A 14,687-nucleotide genomic window follows, 5' to 3' on the forward strand; every position below is an offset into this window, starting at 1 on the left:
ATCCGGGCGACGCGTCTTGACGCAACCGGGCGACGCGTCTTGACACGATCTGCACCGTTTGTCCTAATTTGCGGAGCGGCGAATCCGCCACCGCCCCGCTCACGCGCGGCCGGGCACCCGCCGACCGCACCGGCCGACGACGCCCGACACCGACCCAGGGGAGCCGATGCTGCGCACCGACCGAGACGACGCGCCTGCCGTCGCCGTGCTCTGGAGCCTCAACGGGCTGCGGGCGGTCGGCGCGCTGATGGTGATGCTCTACCACGTCAACTCGTGGAACCTGCAGGTGCTGCGCGGCTCCAGCGCGTTCTACACGGGCGTCGGGCTGTTCTTCGTCCTGTCCGGGTTCGTGCTCACCTGGACCGCCCGGCCGGGCGTCACGGTCGGGGCGTTCTACACCCGCCGGGTCGCGCGGATCCTGCCGAACCACCTGGTGGCCTTCGCGCTCGGCGCCGTCGTCACCGTCGCGGTGGTCGGGACGACGATCGACCCGGTCGCGCTGCTGGCGGGCACGTTCCTCCTGCAGGCCTGGCTGCCCGACGACCAGTCCGTCTTCGCGGTGAACGGCGTGGCCTGGTCGCTGTCCTGCGAGATCGCCTTCTACGCGGTGTTCCCGGCGCTGTTCTGGGGCCTGCGCCGGCTCCGGGCCCGAGGTCGGGCCGCCGTCGCGCTCACCGCCATCGCCGTGCCGCCGATGCTGGGGCTGATCTGGCCGGGTCTCATCACGCTGATGTTCCACCTGCCGCCCGCGCGGCTGCCCGAGTTCGTGCTCGGCATGGTGACCGCGATGGCCGTGCAGGACGGCTGGCGGCCGCGCGTGCCCGCCCCGGCGCTGCTCGGGGTCCTCGCCGTGCTGATCGTGGGTGCGGCCCGGTTCGACGTGCACCCGACGGTGCTCACCGCGGTGCTGGCGCTGGTGTTCGCACCCCTGGCCGCGCGGTGCGCCTGGTCCGACGTCGACGGGCGCAGCGGCTGGGCCCGGCACCCGGCCGTGATGCTGGGCGGGGCGCTGTCGTTCAGCTTCTACCTGGTGCACGAGCTGGTCATCAAGGTCCTGGTCGCCACCCCCCTGCGCGGCTGGGTCACGATCCCCGTGGTGCTGGTCGCGTCGGCGGTCCTGGCCCTGGCGCTGTGGCGCGGTGTGGAGCTGCCGGCGCGGGCCCGCATCCTGGCCGCGACGCACCAGCCCGGGCCGCGGCTCGTCACCGGTCGCACCACCGGCTCCCGACGGCCCCCGCACAGCCGGCCGCTGTCGGTGGCGTGGTCGTTCCCGGCGGTCCCTGCGGGCAGCCGCGTCACCACGTGGGGCCCGGTCGACGCCGTCGCCGTCGCACTGCCGACCGACGCGCACCCGACCCACGCGCGGGTCGCCGAGCCTAGGGCCGCGGGCGTCCCGGTCGACGCCGAGCGCGCGCTGCACCGCGTGCCGACCCGCCCCGCGCCGACGCCCGCTGCGCCGGCGCACCCCGAACCGACCTACGCCGCGCCGGCGCACCCGGTCCCCGTCACCGTCGGCGGCCCGGAGAGCTGGGCCCCGCGGCACCCCGTCACCCCGCGCGGCGGGACCGCGCCCGGAGGCTGGTCCCCGCCCCGCCCGCCGGCGGTCCGACGACCGACCTGACCGTCGACCGCGCGCGTGACCCGCACGGGTCACCTGCGCGCGCGTCCGCGGGGTTGAGCACCCGCGCGGTTGGGCACCCTGCGGGCTGCCGTGCGGGGAATCAGCCCGCGGGGTGCCGTGCAGTGGGGCACCCCGCGGGGTGTCAGGAGGCGGTCGGCTCGCGGAGGTCCGGCGCGGGCGGCGCCGCGCGGCGACCGGTCGCCGGCTGCGCGGCACGCAGGTCGGCGGCGCGCACGTCGCCCGCGCGGGACCGCCCCCGACCCCAGAACTGCGCCACCGACCCGCGCCGGGCGTCGTCCCGGGCCACGACGCGCACGACGGGGCGCTCGACGGCGGGCGGCAGCGCGGTCGGCGGCACGGAGTCGCGCGGCACCAGCACCGCCGGCGCGGCCGCCCGGGGCGCACCGGCCCCACCGGGGACGTCGCCGGCCGCGGAGCGGGGTCGCTCGCGGTAGGGCGCGCCCCGCAGCCGCAGCAGCTCGCGGTGGTACGCGACGGCGGCGTGCGCGTCGAGGCGGGCACCGACGCCCCGACCCGGGGCGCTCGCGAGCACGACCCGCCCCGCGAGCCGCAGCAGGGTCGCGGCGAGCGGGGGCCGGACGTCGCGCAGGTGGCGGTCGACGTACGCGGCTCCCCGGCCGTGAGCACGCGCCCGGGCGGTCATAGCGCGCGGCGTCAGCTCGGGTTCCGGGAGGACCCGCTCGACGGACGCGCCGTCGACGGCGACCGCACGCAGCCCCGTGGCGACGACGTCCCGGCGGAACACGACGTCGCCGGTGTAGGGCAGGCGCGCGGTACCGAGGTCCTCGTCGAACCCCACGGCCTCCAGCACCGCGCGGGTCGCGCCCGCGCTCGAGCCGGAGAACGCGGCGCCGGGCGGGTCCGGGACGACGTCGAGGTAGGCCGCGGCGACCTCGGGCGTGAGCCACGACCGCGCCGCCGACGACGACGCGAGGTGCACCGGGCCGCCGACGAGGTCCGCGTGGCCGGTCCGCAGCGGCTCGGTCAGCACCGCCACCCACGTCGGCGGGACCCGCGACGCCGGGTCGGTGAACAGCAGGTAGCGGCCGCGGGCGGCGGCGACACCGAGGTTCCGGGCCCGTCCGCCGCTCGCACCCGACGCCGCGACGACGCGGACCCGCGGGTCACCCGGGAGGTCGGCGGGCAGCAGGCCCACGTCGCGCACGAGGAGCAGCACCTCGCCGTGCAGGCGCTCGCCGCGCAGCCACGTGGTCCCGGGGTGGGCGGCGCCCCCGCTCGGACGGGCGGCGTGGTCGAGCGAGGTCAGCACCGAGCACACCCCGGCTGCCAGGCCCGGCTCGTCGCCGCGGGCGACGACCACGACGGAGACGTCCGCGCGGTCGGCGGGCTCGGGCACGGTCACCTCCGGTCGGGGTCGGTCCGGCGGCGGCGCGGGGCAGTCGACGGACGAGTACCCCATATCGTCCCAAACCGGACGGGCGGGCGTCGACCCGGGTCACCCGGCTGGCGCAGTTGTTCACCCCCGTCGACCGTCACGGCGCCCCGGCGCACGCACCCTCGGGCTCGTGCGCGCGGAACGGCGGCGGGTCGCCGAGCCCGCCGAGCGCGTACCCCACGCCCCACCCGGTGTCCCAGGTGAGGCGCGCGAGGTCACCGGACGAGCGCACCCGCAGCAGGTCGCCGCCGACGTGCGCCGCCCGCCGGACGACCCGCCCCGCCCGACCACGCGGCGCCGGACCGGGCCCGACCGCCCCGCGCAGCGCCGGACCGGGCTCGACCGCCCCGCGCAGCGCCGGACCGGGCTCGACCGCTCCGCGCAGCGCCGGACCGGGCTCGACCGCTTCGCCCGGGGCAGCCGCCGGACCCGCCTCGCGCGCCACGCCCGCGTACCGCGCGGCCAGCCACCGCTGCCCCATGCCGCTCCCCCGGCCCTGCCGCCACGCCCCCCGCAGCCCGTGGCGCAGCCGCATGTGCACCACCGCGTCGGGCACGAACACCAGGTCCGCGCCGGCGGTGAGCTGGGCCCGCCAGCACAGGTCGGTGTCCTGCAGGTAGCGCGCGCGGGTGTCGAAGCCGCCCAGCCGCTCGAACAGCGCCCGCCGGACCCCGAGGTTGCTGGCCGACGCGCACCCGAGCCAGGGGACCGGCTCCTCGTGCTGGAGCCCGTCGACCTGCGGCAGCGCCCGGGACCGCTGGGCGGACCGGTCGTTCAGCAGCGCCCACTCGAGACGTCCCGCCACGAGCGCCGCGCCGCGCAGGGCGCCGTGCAGCGCGTCCACCCACCCCGGGCCGACGACGTCGTCCGCGTCGCAGAACAGCAGCGCGTCGCCGCGGGCGTGCCGGGCGGCGGCGTTCCGCGCGGCCCCGGCGCCCCGGGTCCCCGACGCGTCGACCAGCCGCAGCCACGGGTGCTCGCGCGCGGCCGCGCGCACCAGGTCCGGCGTGCCGTCGGTCGAGCCGTTGTCCGCGACCAGCACCTCCCAGCGCGCGGTGGGCCGCTGGTCCGCGAGCGCCCCCAGCTGCTCCGGCAGCGTGCGGGCGGCGTCCCGGGCCGCGATCACCACCGAGACGTCGACGGCGGCGCCGTGGCTGCTGCCGGTGGATCCGTGCGGGTCGACCATGACGCCCCCAGCGTCCGCGGAACACCTGTCGGGGCCCAGCCGATCACAGATGCGCGCGCCGCGCCCAGGGGCACGAGGGTGTCAGTAGCGCTCGGGCCCGTAGTCGATCCGGTAGGTCTGCTCCCGGGGTCGCACGCCGATCGGCTTCGCCGGGACGCCGCCGACGATCGTCCACGGCGCCACGTCCTCGGTCACCACCGCACCCGCGGCGACCACGGCGCCCTCGCCGATCGTCACCCCGCGCACCACGGTCGACCGGCTCGCCAGCCACGCGCGGTCGCCGATCGTGATCGGACCGAGCCGGCCGCCGAAGCCCGGGTCCCGCAGGTCGTGGTCGGCGGTGACCAGCAGGACGTGGCTCGCGATCACCACGTCGTACCCGATGTCGATGCCGCCGCGCGCGTCGATCTGGCAGTAGCGCCCGACGTGGCAGCGGCCCGCGATCCGCAGGTTCCCGGGCTCGAGCACCTCGGAGCTGCCGAACAGGTAGACGTGCTCACCGAGGTCCGCGCCCAGGCGCCGCAGCGTCCGGATCCGCAGGCTGTTGCTCGGCACGTGCGTCAGCGCCCTGTTGAACAGCAGCTCTCCGCGTCGTCCCACGTCAGTCGTCCTTCCCGCGTGCCGAACCCGCGTGCGCGGGCGTCGGGTCGTGCTGCTCGGGCGCCGGCGCACCCAGGAGGCGCTCGGCGATCGCCCGGGGCGCGTGCTCCCGGCGGACCAGCGCCCGGCCGGCCTCCCCGCGGCGCAGCCGGTCGACGGGGTCGGCGGTCAGCGCGGCGACCGCGGCCACGAGCTCGCGCTCGCCGTCGGACCCGTCGCCGACCACCAGCACACCGCCGGGGCCGAACAGGTGTACGGCGCCGCGGGAGTCGTTCGTGACGACCGCGCACCCCTGGCCCATCGCGGCGACCAGCGGCCCGCTGACCGCGTACGCGCCGCCGCCGCCCCAGCCGTCGCGGCGCCACCGCACGACCACCGCAGCGCGAGCGAACGACTGGCGCACGTCCGCCTCGGACTGGAAGCCCAGCAGCCGGACCCGGTGCTCGGTGCCGAGGGCCACCGCCGCGTCCCGCAGCTCGCGCTCGGTGCCCGGCGCGCAAGCACCGACGGCGAGCGTCCACCCCGGCGGCAGGTCGGCAGCGGCACGGACGAGCGGCAGGACGTCCGCCGCGGCGCCGACGTAGCCGGGGACCAGGACCTCGGTGCGGCCCTGCTGCGGTCCGTCGCCCGCGGCGGCGACGTGCGGGACGTCGAGGACGGTCCGGTCGAGCCGGTGCGCGGCCTCGAGCGCCCGCGCGCCCGCCGGGGACAGGCAGAGCACCCGCTCGGCGCGACGCAGCAGGTCCCGCTCGGCGAGGCGGCCCAGGGTCGCCGACAGCGCGGCCGCGACCCGGCGGCCGCCCTTGCGGTCCAGGCGCGTCGTGAAGAACGCGCCGCCGGACAGCTCGGGCACGTCGTGCACCATCAGCCAGACGCGGCGGCCGCGGCGGGCCAGCGCCCACGCCGCCCAGAACTCCGCGAGCCCTCGGCCCGCCTGCTCGACGAGCACGACCGTGCCCGGGTCACGGCGCGCGGTCCGGCGCGCGAGACGGCGGGTCAACGACACCGCGAGCGCCGCGGACTGCGAGGCCGCCGGCTCCGCGGGCAGCCGCTCGACCCGCACGTCGCCGATCTCGTCGAGCACCGCGCGGAAGGTCTGGGCGTACGCGGCGACGCCGCTGGGGCTGGGCGGGAGCCGGGTGACGTGCAGCAGCCGGTCGACGGGCGCGACCGCGGGGGCGGTCATCGTCCGCGCCGGGCGGTCGCGCGCCGGGCGGTGCCGCGCACGGCGTCGCGGGCCGCCACGACCGCGCGCTGGGCGCCCTCGGCCGCCGCGAGCAGCCCGGTGGTGCGGCGCGGCAGCGGGCGGTCGAGCGTCCCGGCGCGCTCCGCCTCCAGCAGCGAGCCGTAGAGGTGGCCGAAGGTGTGCAGGGCGGCGACGGCGAACCCGGCGCGGCCGTCCCGCCACGCACCGCTGAACACGGTGCTGCGCAGCAGCTCGCGCAGCAGCAGGACCGGGTCGTCCAGCCGGGTGAACCGCGCGGGGTTGTTGTCGGCGTACCGGACGATCTTCTCGGTCGTCTGCGCCACCGACCGGAAGTTCAGGTGCGCGATGGGGGGCACCGACCTGGGCGCGTCGACCGCGCGGCCGTCGAGCACCGGCGGCACGTGGGCGAGCGCGGGCTCGGCGTACCGGGCGCGGCCGCGGCGCAGCAGGGCGTACTTCGCGCTGCCCTGGAGCGAGTGCGCGAGCATCCGGCCGAACGCGACGTTGTCGTAGCGGACCCGGACACCGGCGAGGTCGTCCGCGCCGTCGAGCAGCGGGGCCAGCGCGGCGCGGTAGCCGGCGGGCACGTGCTCGTCGGCGTCCACGAACAGCACCCAGTCCGACGTCGCGGCGTCGAGCCCGAGCTGGCGGACCTGCTCGACGACCGGGGCGTCCGGCACCGGCACCACGCGGGCGCCGTGCGCGTGGGCGACCGCCACGGTGTCGTCGGAGGACCCCATGTCGCAGACCAGGACCTCGTCGAAGTCGGCCAGCAGCGGGAGGCAGTCGCGCAGCAGGTCGGCCTCGTCGCGCGAGTACACGACGGCACTCACGGTGGTCGGGGGGGTCATGCCGACGAGCGTAGACAGGCGTTCGGGGGTTGCAGCACCGCCCGAAGGGTGAATTGGGGTGAAGTAGGACATAGCGGGCAGATCGGACCGCTAGCCTCGGCGCATCAGGGACCCCGTCGGGGCCCAGCGGGGAGGAGCAGGGATGAGCCACGTCGTCGTCGTCGGATCGGGCATCGTGGGGCTCGCGGTCGCCGCCCGGCTGGCCGCCCGCGGCGACGAGGTCACCGTCCTGGAGAAGGAGGACGGCCTCGCCCTGCACCAGACCGGTCGCAACTCCGGCGTCATCCACTCCGGCCTGTACTACCCGCCCGGCAGCCTCAAGGCGACGATGGCCGCCGCCGGTGCGCGCTCGATGGCCGCCTACGCCCGCGACCGCGGCGTGCCCTACGACATCTGCGGCAAGCTCGTGGTCGCCACCACCGAGGCCGAGCTGCCCGGGCTGGCGAAGCTCGCCGAGCGCGCCGTCGCCAACGGCGTCCCCGCGCACCGCCTCACCACCGAGCAGGCCCGCGAGCACGAGCCGCACGTCCGCGCCGTCGCCGCCCTGCGCGTCGAGTCCACCGGGATCGTCGACTACCCCGCGATCTGCCGCGCGCTCGCCGCCGACGTCGAGGCCGCCGGCGGCCGGATCGTGCTCGGCGAGCAGGTCGTCGCCGCACGCACGGTCCCCGACGCGCCCGGCGCCCCTGGCCGCGTGGAGATCCGCACCGACCGCGCCGACCGCGAGGCCGACGCGCTGGTCGTCTGCGGCGGCCTGCACGCCGACCGGATCGCCCGGGCCAGCGGCCTCGACCCCGAGGCCCGGATCGTGCCGTTCCGGGGCGAGTACTTCGAGCTCACCCCCGAGGCCGGCGAGCAGGTCCGCGGGCTGATCTACCCCGTGCCCGACCCGCGGTTCCCGTTCCTCGGGGTGCACCTCACCCGCGGCATCGAGGGCCACGTGCACGCCGGCCCGAACGCGGTCCTCGCCCTGGCCCGCGAGGGCTACACCTGGACCGACGTCTCCCTGACCGACGTCGCGGACTCCCTGGCCTGGCCCGGCCTGTGGCGGCTCGCCGCGCGCAACCTCGTGCCCGGCGCCGCGGAGGTCGGCCGGTCGCTGTCCAAGCAGGCGTTCGCCCGCAGCCTCGCGCGCCTGGTGCCCGGGATCACCGCCGGCGACCTGGTCCCCGCACCCGCCGGCGTCCGCGCCCAGGCCCTGCGCCGCGACGGCGGCCTGGTCGACGACTTCCTGCTGCAGACCACCGCCCGGCAGGTCCACGTGCTCAACGCCCCGTCCCCCGCGGCGACCGCGTCGCTCGAGATCGCCCGGCACATCGTCGAGCGCCTCGACGCCACCCTCCCGACCCGCACCGCCGCCTGACCCCCGGGCCCGCGCCGGGCCGGCCGCACGCCCGCGCCGGTCCGGACCGCGCCGGTCCGCGCCGGTCCGGCCGCACGAGCGGTCACGACACGCTGCCCCGCACCACCCCGCACCCGCGTGTCGTGACCTCTCGCCGAGATGACGACCCTCGCCTGCGGGGAGGGCCAGGGGCAGACGCGCGCGCTGTCATCTCGGCGACGGGGCGGGGCGCGGCGCGGCGGGGCGGGGGGGCGCGGCGGGTGCGGCGGCGGGGGCGGCGCGTGCCGCACCGCGGGTCAGGTGCGGGCGCCGGCGGGGGTCGGGGACGGCGCGACGGTGACCGGCGGGGGGACCTCGACGCGGCCGAAGGCGTAGCCCGTGCCCCAGCCGAGGTCCCAGCACCAGGCGCCGAGCTCGCCGACGCTGCGGACCCGGGCCAGGCCGCCGAGGGTGGTGGCGGCGCGGCGCAGGGCGCGGCGGGCACCCGGGCGCGCCTCGGGGCGGGTCGCCGCGATGCCCGCACCGGCCAGGGCGGCTCCGGCGAGCGCGACGCCCTCGAGACCGCCGCCCGCGAGCGCCCCCGCGGACAGCGCGCCGGCGGTCACGGCGGCGGCGTCGGTGACGCTGCGGGCCGCCCCGCTCATCGCGGCACCGGCCTGGGCACCCCGGGACAGCGTCTCCGCGTCCTCGCGCGCCTCGTCGGCGGCCAGATCGGCCCGGCCCGCCTGCTCCGCGCGCCGGGCGCCCACGTCGCCGGGCCCAGCGGGACCGCCGGTGCCGTCGCCGGTCGCCGCTGCGGCGAGCGCCCGCAGCCGGGCCTCCTGCTCGCGGTACCGCAGCGCGAGCCACCGCTCGCCGGTGCCGTAGTCGTAGCCCTGCCGGGCAGCGGACCGCAGGCTCCCGCGCAGCCGGACGTGCACGACCGCCCCGGGCACCCAGGTCAGGGGGACGCCGGAGAGCTGGACGCGCCAGCACAGGTCGGTGTCCTCGAGGAACCGGCAGTGCGGGTCGAACCCACCGACCGCGCGGAACACCTCGACGCGCAGGCCCATGTTCCCGGCGCCGGCGGCGCGCAGGCCGGGCAGGTGGCCGGACTCCTGGAGCCCGTCCTGCTGCGGCAGCGTGCGGGACCGCAGCACGCGCGGGGCGTTGAGCCGCGCGCCCTCGAACCGGCCGGCGACGAACGCGTGCGTGCGCAGGGCGTCGCGGACGGTGGCGACCCAGTCGTCCGCGACGACGTCGTCGGCGTCGCAGAACGCGACCAGCGGCGCGCGCGCGACGGACACGCCGACGTTGCGCGCGGCCCCGGCGCCCCGGGTGGCGGAGGCGTCGACGACGCGCAGCCGCAGGCGGTCGGCGTAGGTGCGGGCGACCTCGACGGTGCCGTCGGTGGACCCGTTGTCGGCGACGACGACCTCCCAGCGGAAGGTCGCGGTCTGCCGCGCGAGCGCGTCGAGCTGGTCGCCGAGCGTGCCCTGGGCCTGGTAGGCGGCGATGACGACGGTGAGCTCCACGTCGGGCCCGGGGTGCGCGCCCCCGTCCCGCAGGGCGCTCACGGCAGGGCCCCTGGTGCGGCTGCGCTCATGACATCAGCTCCCGGATCACGGTCCGCACGCGCGGGTACCGGGCGAGCAGTCCGCCCACGGTGTCGAACGTCCAGCCCTCGGCGGTGAGGGGGTCGATGAGACCGGCCGAGACGGCGGCGCGGTCGAAGCGCGGCATCTCCTCCCCGGGGCCGAGGGCCTCGGGGTCGGCGCGCGTGTCGTGCAGCAGCAGGATCCCGCCGGGGTGCACGGACCGGCGGGCGCGGGCGGTGACGGCCTCGGCGGTGTCGTCGTACCAGTCCTCGGCCCAGCCGGACCAGATGACGACGTCGAGCCCGCCGGCGGTCCAGGCGCGCAGGGTGCCGGGGGTGTGCGCGCCGTAGGGCGGGCGGAACAGGGTGACGGGGACGCCGGCCACGTCCTCGACGCGCTTGCGGGCGTCGGCGACGACGGCCACGGCGGTCGCGTCGGGCAGGGTGCTGAGCCGGGTGTGGTCGGCGCCGTGCAGGGCGAGCTCGTGGCCGTCGGCGACGATCCGCCGCACCAGGCCGGGGTGCACGACGGCGGCGTCCGCGAGCACGAAGAACGTCGCCCGGACGCCGCGGTCGGCCAGCAGGTCGAGCAGGCCGGGCGTGTGCGCGGGGTCGGGGCCGTCGTCGTAGGTGAGCGCGAGCACGGGGTCGGCGGTCTCGACGCACATGGTGCAGGAGTACCGGCGCAGCAGCGGGCCGGCGACGCGCATCACCGCGCGGTGCCGGACGGGTCGCGGTGCCGGGGAGCCGAAGTCGCCGAGGTCGCGCCGCAGGACGTGCACCTCGCCGGGTGCGCGGGTGGTGCGGACGGTCGCCGCGGGCCGTGCCTGCTCGTGCTGGGCGGACATCCGCTCCCCCTCGTGACTCGCGCGCGGGCGGCCACCACCGACCCCCGGGAGAAGTGTGCCCGCGCCCCGACCGCGGGCGTGTCCGTTTTGCCGGTTTTCACCCGATTGACTGATCGGCAGGTCGACGGCTGCTCCCATGCACCCGTCCGGGGGACCCGGCCGCCCCGGACGGGCGGCAGCCGCGTGCTCTCGCCGCGCATCTGGGCGGAATGTCCGGTTTTCACCCGTCTGTACCTGTCTGGGGCGATTTGCCCGGACTAGCCTCGGGACAGGTCGCGGGAAGCGACCGACAACCCCCGTACCCCTCTTCGAGGAGGAGCCATGACCGCAGGCGACCTGTCGCCCGCCGACATCCCGGTGGTGATCCTGTGCGGCGGCATGGGGACGCGTCTCCGCGAGGCCAGCGAGAAGCTGCCGAAGCCGCTCGTGGACATCGGCGGCCGCCCGATCCTCTGGCACATCATGAAGACCTACAGCGAGCACGGGTTCCGCAGGTTCGTGCTGGCGCTGGGCTACAAGAGCGACCTCATCAAGCAGTACTTCCTGGACTACCGCCACCTGACCTCGGACTTCACGCTCCGGCTCGGTGCGCAGGGCCCCGAGGGCGAGCCGGTGTTCCACAACGCCGCCGGCGCCGAGGACTGGGAGATCACCTTCGTCGAGACCGGGCTGACCACGGCGACCGCCGCGCGCATCCGCCGGGTCGCCGACCACCTCGACGCCGACCGGTTCGCGCTGACGTACGGCGACGGCATCGGCGACGTGGACATCACCGGCGCCCTGCGCCACCACGTCGAGCAGGGCCTGCTCGGCACGCTCACCGGCGTGCACCCGTCCAGCCGGTACGGCGAGATGCGGGTCGAGGGCGACACCGTCGTCGAGTTCAACGAGAAGCCGACGCTGGCGGACGGCTGGGTCAACGGCGGGTTCTTCGTCTTCGAGCGGGCGTTCGTCGACAAGTACCTGGACGACGACCCGGGCGTGATGCTCGAGAGCGCGCCGCTGCAGCAGCTCGCGCGGGACCGCCAGCTCTCGGTGTTCGAGCACGAGGGCTTCTGGATGGGCATGGACACGTTCCGTGACTGGACGGAGCTGAACGGACTGTGGGACGCAGGGCGCGCCCCGTGGAAGATCTGGGAGGACTGAGCACGTGCGCATCCTGGTCACCGGCACCGAGGGCTACCTCGGCAGCCTGCTCGCACCGACGCTGCTGAGCCGCGGCGACGAGGTCACCGGCCTCGACACCGGCTTCTACAAGAACGGCTGGCTCTACAACGGCGTCCGCGAGACCCCGCACACGCTCGTCAAGGACATCCGGCACGTCACGCCGGACGACCTCGCCGGGTACGACGCGGTGGTCCACATGGCCGAGCTGTCCAACGACCCCATCGGGGACCGGATCGGCGACGTCACCTACGACATCAACCACCACGGCTCGGTCGCCCTGGCCTCGGCGGCCAAGCGCGCGGGCGTCAGCCGGTTCGTCTACATGTCGTCGTGCTCGGTCTACGGGGTGGCGGACGGCACGGTCGACGAGACCAGCCCGACGGACCCCCAGACCGCGTACGCCAAGTGCAAGGCCCTGGTCGAGCGGGACGTCACCGCGCTGGCGGACGACGAGTTCTCCCCGACGTTCCTGCGCAACGCGACCGCGTTCGGCGCGTCCCCGCGCCAGCGGTTCGACATCGTGCTGAACAACCTCGCCGGCCTGGCGTGGACCACGCACCGCATCGCGATGACCTCCGACGGCACGCCGTGGCGCCCGCTGGTGCACGGCCTGGACATCGCCAAGGCGATCCGGGCGGTGCTCGACGCGGACCGCGAGGCCGTGCACAACCAGGTGCTGAACGTCGGCGCGGACGCGAACAACTACACGGTCCGCCAGATCGCCGAGACCGTCGGGGCGGAGTTCCCCGGCTGCGAGGTGTCGTTCGGCGAGCCCGGCGCGGACAACCGGTCCTACCGGGTGTCGTTCGCGAAGATCCGCGAGGTCCTGCCCGGCTTCGACACCGACTGGGACGCCGCTGCCGGCGCGGCCCAGCTGCACCGGGTGTTCGAGCAGATCGCCCTCGACACCGAGACCTTCACCGGTCGCGGCCACACCCGCCTGGCGCAGATCGAGCACCTGCTCAAGACCGGCCAGGTCGACCCCGAGCTGTTCTGGACGGTGAACCCGTGAAGTACACCCCGACCGCCGTCGACGGCGTGATGATCGTCGACCTCGAGGAGCGCGGCGACGACCGCGGGTTCTTCGCGCGGACGTTCGACACCACGGAGTTCGAGGCCCACGGCCTGGACACCGCCGTCGTGCAGTGCAACCTGTCGTACAACCACGTCGCCGGCACGCTGCGGGGCCTGCACCGCCAGGTGCCGCCGTACGCCGAGGGCAAGCTGGTGCGCTGCACGGCGGGCGCGATCGTCGACGTGGCCGTGGACGTCCGCCCGGACTCCCCCACCTACGGCGAGCACGTGATGGTCGAGCTGTCGGCCGCGAACCGGCGGGCCCTGTTCATCCCGCCGTACGTGGCGCACGGCTACCAGACGCTCACCGACGGCGCCGAGGTGGTCTACCAGGTCAGCGGCCCGTACGCCCCGGAGGGCGAGCAGGGCTTCCGGTACGACGACGCCGCGTTCGGCATCACGTGGCCGGTCCCGGTCACCGTCGTCTCCGACAAGGACGCCGCCTGGCCGCTGGTCCAGGCCGACGCCGACGCCGAGGTGGCCCGATGATCGTCGTCGACTCGCTGCTCAAGGCGCGCCAGGCCGACGGGAAGCCGATCCGGGTCGCCCTGGTCGGCGCCGGGTTCATGGGCCGCGGCCTGGTGAACCAGATCGTCAACTCCGTGCCCGGCATGGACGTGGTCGCGATCGCGGCCCGGCACCCCGAGCAGGGCGTCCGCGCGTACACCGAGGCCGGGCTCACGGGCGTCGTCGAGGTGGACTCCCCCGCGGCGCTCGCCCGGGCCGCGGCGGCCGGCACCCCGGCGGTGACCGCGGACTACCGCGTGGCCGTCGCGTCCGACGCGGTCGACGTGGTCGTGGACGTCACCGGCGCGGTCGAGCTCGGCGCGCACGTCGCGCTGGCCTGCTTCGAGCACGGCAAGCACCTGGTGCTGATGAACGCCGAGGTCGACGCGACCGTCGGCCCGGAGCTGGCCCGCCTCGCCGACAAGGCCGGCGTCGTCTACACCGGCTGCGACGGCGACCAGCCGGGCGTGCAGATGAACCTGCACCGGTTCGTGTCCGGCCTCGGGCTCACGCCCCTGGTCGCGGGCAACATCAAGGGCCTGCAGGACGAGTACCGCACCCCGACGACCCAGAAGGCGTTCGCGGAGCGGTGGGGCCAGGACCCGCACATGGTGACGTCGTTCGCGGACGGCACGAAGGTGTCGGTCGAGCAGGCGCTGGTCGCGAACGCCACCGGCATGTCGGTGCACCGCCGCGGCATGCTCGGCATGGACCACGACGGGCACGTCGACGAGCTCACGTCGCGGTACGACGTGGACGAGCTGCGGGCCCTGGGCGGCGCCGTGGACTACGTGGTCGGCGCCCGGCCGGGTCCGGGCGTGTACGTCCTGGCGACGCACGACGACCCCAAGCAGCGGCACTACCTCGAGCTCTACAAGCTCGGCACCGGGCCGCTCTACTCGTTCTACCAGCCGTACCACCTGTGCCACTTCGAGGTGCCGACGACGATCGCCCGGGCGTTCCTGCTCGGCGACGCGACGATCCGGCCGCTCGGCGCCCCCACGGTGGAGGTCGTCACCACGGCCAAGACCGACCTGGCCGCGGGCACCGTGCTGGACGCGCTCGGCGGGTACCACTACTACGGCCAGGCGGAGAAGGCCCCGGTCACCCGGGCCGAGCGCCTGCTGCCGGTCGGCGTGGCGCAGGGCTGCACCCTGGTCCGCGACGTCCCGAAGGACGCGACGCTGACGTACGACGACGTCACCCTCCCGGAGGGCCGCCTGGTCGACACGCTCCGCGAGTCCCAGGCCGCCCTCGTCTGAGGGCACCGGCGCCGGGTGCGCCCCGCGGC

Annotated in this window: 13 protein-coding genes; 6 read left to right on the forward strand and 7 right to left on the reverse strand. The window is 76.4% G+C overall.

The genetic code is table 11. From position 1 onward, the window contains the following. Nucleotides 1–166: 166 nt before the first annotated feature. Entirely contained in the window at nucleotides 167–1,621 is a 1,455-nt protein-coding gene (locus tag ACFVXN_RS10035; protein WP_389231183.1) for an acyltransferase family protein, read from the forward strand. A 142-nt stretch (nucleotides 1,622–1,763) separates the two neighbouring features. Here ACFVXN_RS10035 and ACFVXN_RS10040 read toward each other — a convergent pair whose 3' ends face one another. The 5 genes from ACFVXN_RS10040 to ACFVXN_RS10060 form a co-directional block, all read right to left on the reverse strand. Continuing rightward, nucleotides 1,764–2,999 (reverse strand): glycosyltransferase, encoded by a 1,236-nt coding sequence (locus tag ACFVXN_RS10040; RefSeq protein ID WP_389231185.1) that lies wholly within the window; start codon nucleotides 2,997–2,999, stop codon nucleotides 1,764–1,766. 136 nt (nucleotides 3,000–3,135) lie between these two features. Then, nucleotides 3,136–4,224: a glycosyltransferase gene (locus tag ACFVXN_RS10045; RefSeq protein ID WP_389231188.1), complete on the reverse strand. Its 1,089-nt coding sequence runs from the start codon at nucleotides 4,222–4,224 to the stop codon at nucleotides 3,136–3,138. A gap of 81 nt (nucleotides 4,225–4,305) precedes the next feature. Beyond that, a complete protein-coding gene (locus ACFVXN_RS10050) occupies nucleotides 4,306–4,896 on the reverse strand; it encodes an acyltransferase (RefSeq protein ID WP_389231191.1) in 591 nt (196 codons plus the stop codon). After that, the gene (locus ACFVXN_RS10055; protein WP_389231194.1) at nucleotides 4,826–6,010 is read right to left on the reverse strand and encodes a glycosyltransferase; all 1,185 of its coding nucleotides are present in this window, start codon (nucleotides 6,008–6,010) and stop codon (nucleotides 4,826–4,828) included. Before ACFVXN_RS10055 ends, ACFVXN_RS10050 begins: the two co-directional genes overlap by 71 nt. Further along, on the reverse strand, nucleotides 6,007–6,882 hold the full coding sequence (locus ACFVXN_RS10060) for a glycosyltransferase (protein ID WP_389231197.1): 876 nt from the start codon (nucleotides 6,880–6,882) through the stop codon (nucleotides 6,007–6,009). The genes ACFVXN_RS10055 and ACFVXN_RS10060 overlap by 4 nt, the downstream gene beginning before the upstream one ends. A 142-nt stretch (nucleotides 6,883–7,024) precedes the next feature. On the opposite strand from ACFVXN_RS10060, the gene lhgO reads away from it, so the two are divergent. Continuing rightward, nucleotides 7,025–8,245 (forward strand): L-2-hydroxyglutarate oxidase, encoded by a 1,221-nt coding sequence (gene lhgO / locus ACFVXN_RS10065; protein ID WP_389231200.1) that lies wholly within the window; start codon nucleotides 7,025–7,027, stop codon nucleotides 8,243–8,245. A gap of 275 nt (nucleotides 8,246–8,520) precedes the next feature. On the opposite strand, the gene ACFVXN_RS10070 is transcribed toward lhgO, so the two are convergent. Next, nucleotides 8,521–9,780: a glycosyltransferase family 2 protein gene (locus ACFVXN_RS10070; protein ID WP_389231203.1), complete on the reverse strand. Its 1,260-nt coding sequence runs from the start codon at nucleotides 9,778–9,780 to the stop codon at nucleotides 8,521–8,523. A 25-nt stretch (nucleotides 9,781–9,805) separates the two neighbouring features. After that, entirely contained in the window at nucleotides 9,806–10,648 is an 843-nt protein-coding gene (locus tag ACFVXN_RS10075) for a polysaccharide deacetylase family protein (RefSeq protein ID WP_389231206.1), read from the reverse strand. Between the two features lie 321 nt (nucleotides 10,649–10,969). Here ACFVXN_RS10075 and ACFVXN_RS10080 point away from each other — a divergent pair, with 321 nt between their 5' ends. Genes ACFVXN_RS10080 through ACFVXN_RS10095 form a run of 4 tightly spaced genes read left to right on the forward strand, consistent with a single transcriptional unit; the run spans nucleotide 10,970 to nucleotide 14,658 of the window. Then, a complete protein-coding gene (locus ACFVXN_RS10080) occupies nucleotides 10,970–11,794 on the forward strand; it encodes a glucose-1-phosphate cytidylyltransferase (RefSeq protein ID WP_389231209.1) in 825 nt (274 codons plus the stop codon). Nucleotides 11,795–11,798: 4 nt separating this feature from the next. Beyond that, entirely contained in the window at nucleotides 11,799–12,827 is a 1,029-nt protein-coding gene (locus ACFVXN_RS10085; RefSeq protein ID WP_389231212.1) for an NAD-dependent epimerase/dehydratase family protein, read from the forward strand. After that, the gene (rfbC, locus tag ACFVXN_RS10090; RefSeq protein ID WP_389231215.1) at nucleotides 12,824–13,378 is read left to right on the forward strand and encodes a dTDP-4-dehydrorhamnose 3,5-epimerase; all 555 of its coding nucleotides are present in this window, start codon (nucleotides 12,824–12,826) and stop codon (nucleotides 13,376–13,378) included. The genes ACFVXN_RS10085 and rfbC overlap by 4 nt, the downstream gene beginning before the upstream one ends. Next, a complete protein-coding gene (locus ACFVXN_RS10095; protein ID WP_389231218.1) occupies nucleotides 13,375–14,658 on the forward strand; it encodes an NAD(P)H-dependent oxidoreductase in 1,284 nt (427 codons plus the stop codon). The genes rfbC and ACFVXN_RS10095 overlap by 4 nt, the downstream gene beginning before the upstream one ends. Nucleotides 14,659–14,687 lie beyond the last annotated feature (29 nt).

The sequence above is a fragment of the Cellulomonas sp. NPDC058312 genome, from assembly GCF_042880135.1.
GTDB lineage: Bacteria > Actinomycetota > Actinomycetes > Actinomycetales > Cellulomonadaceae > Cellulomonas.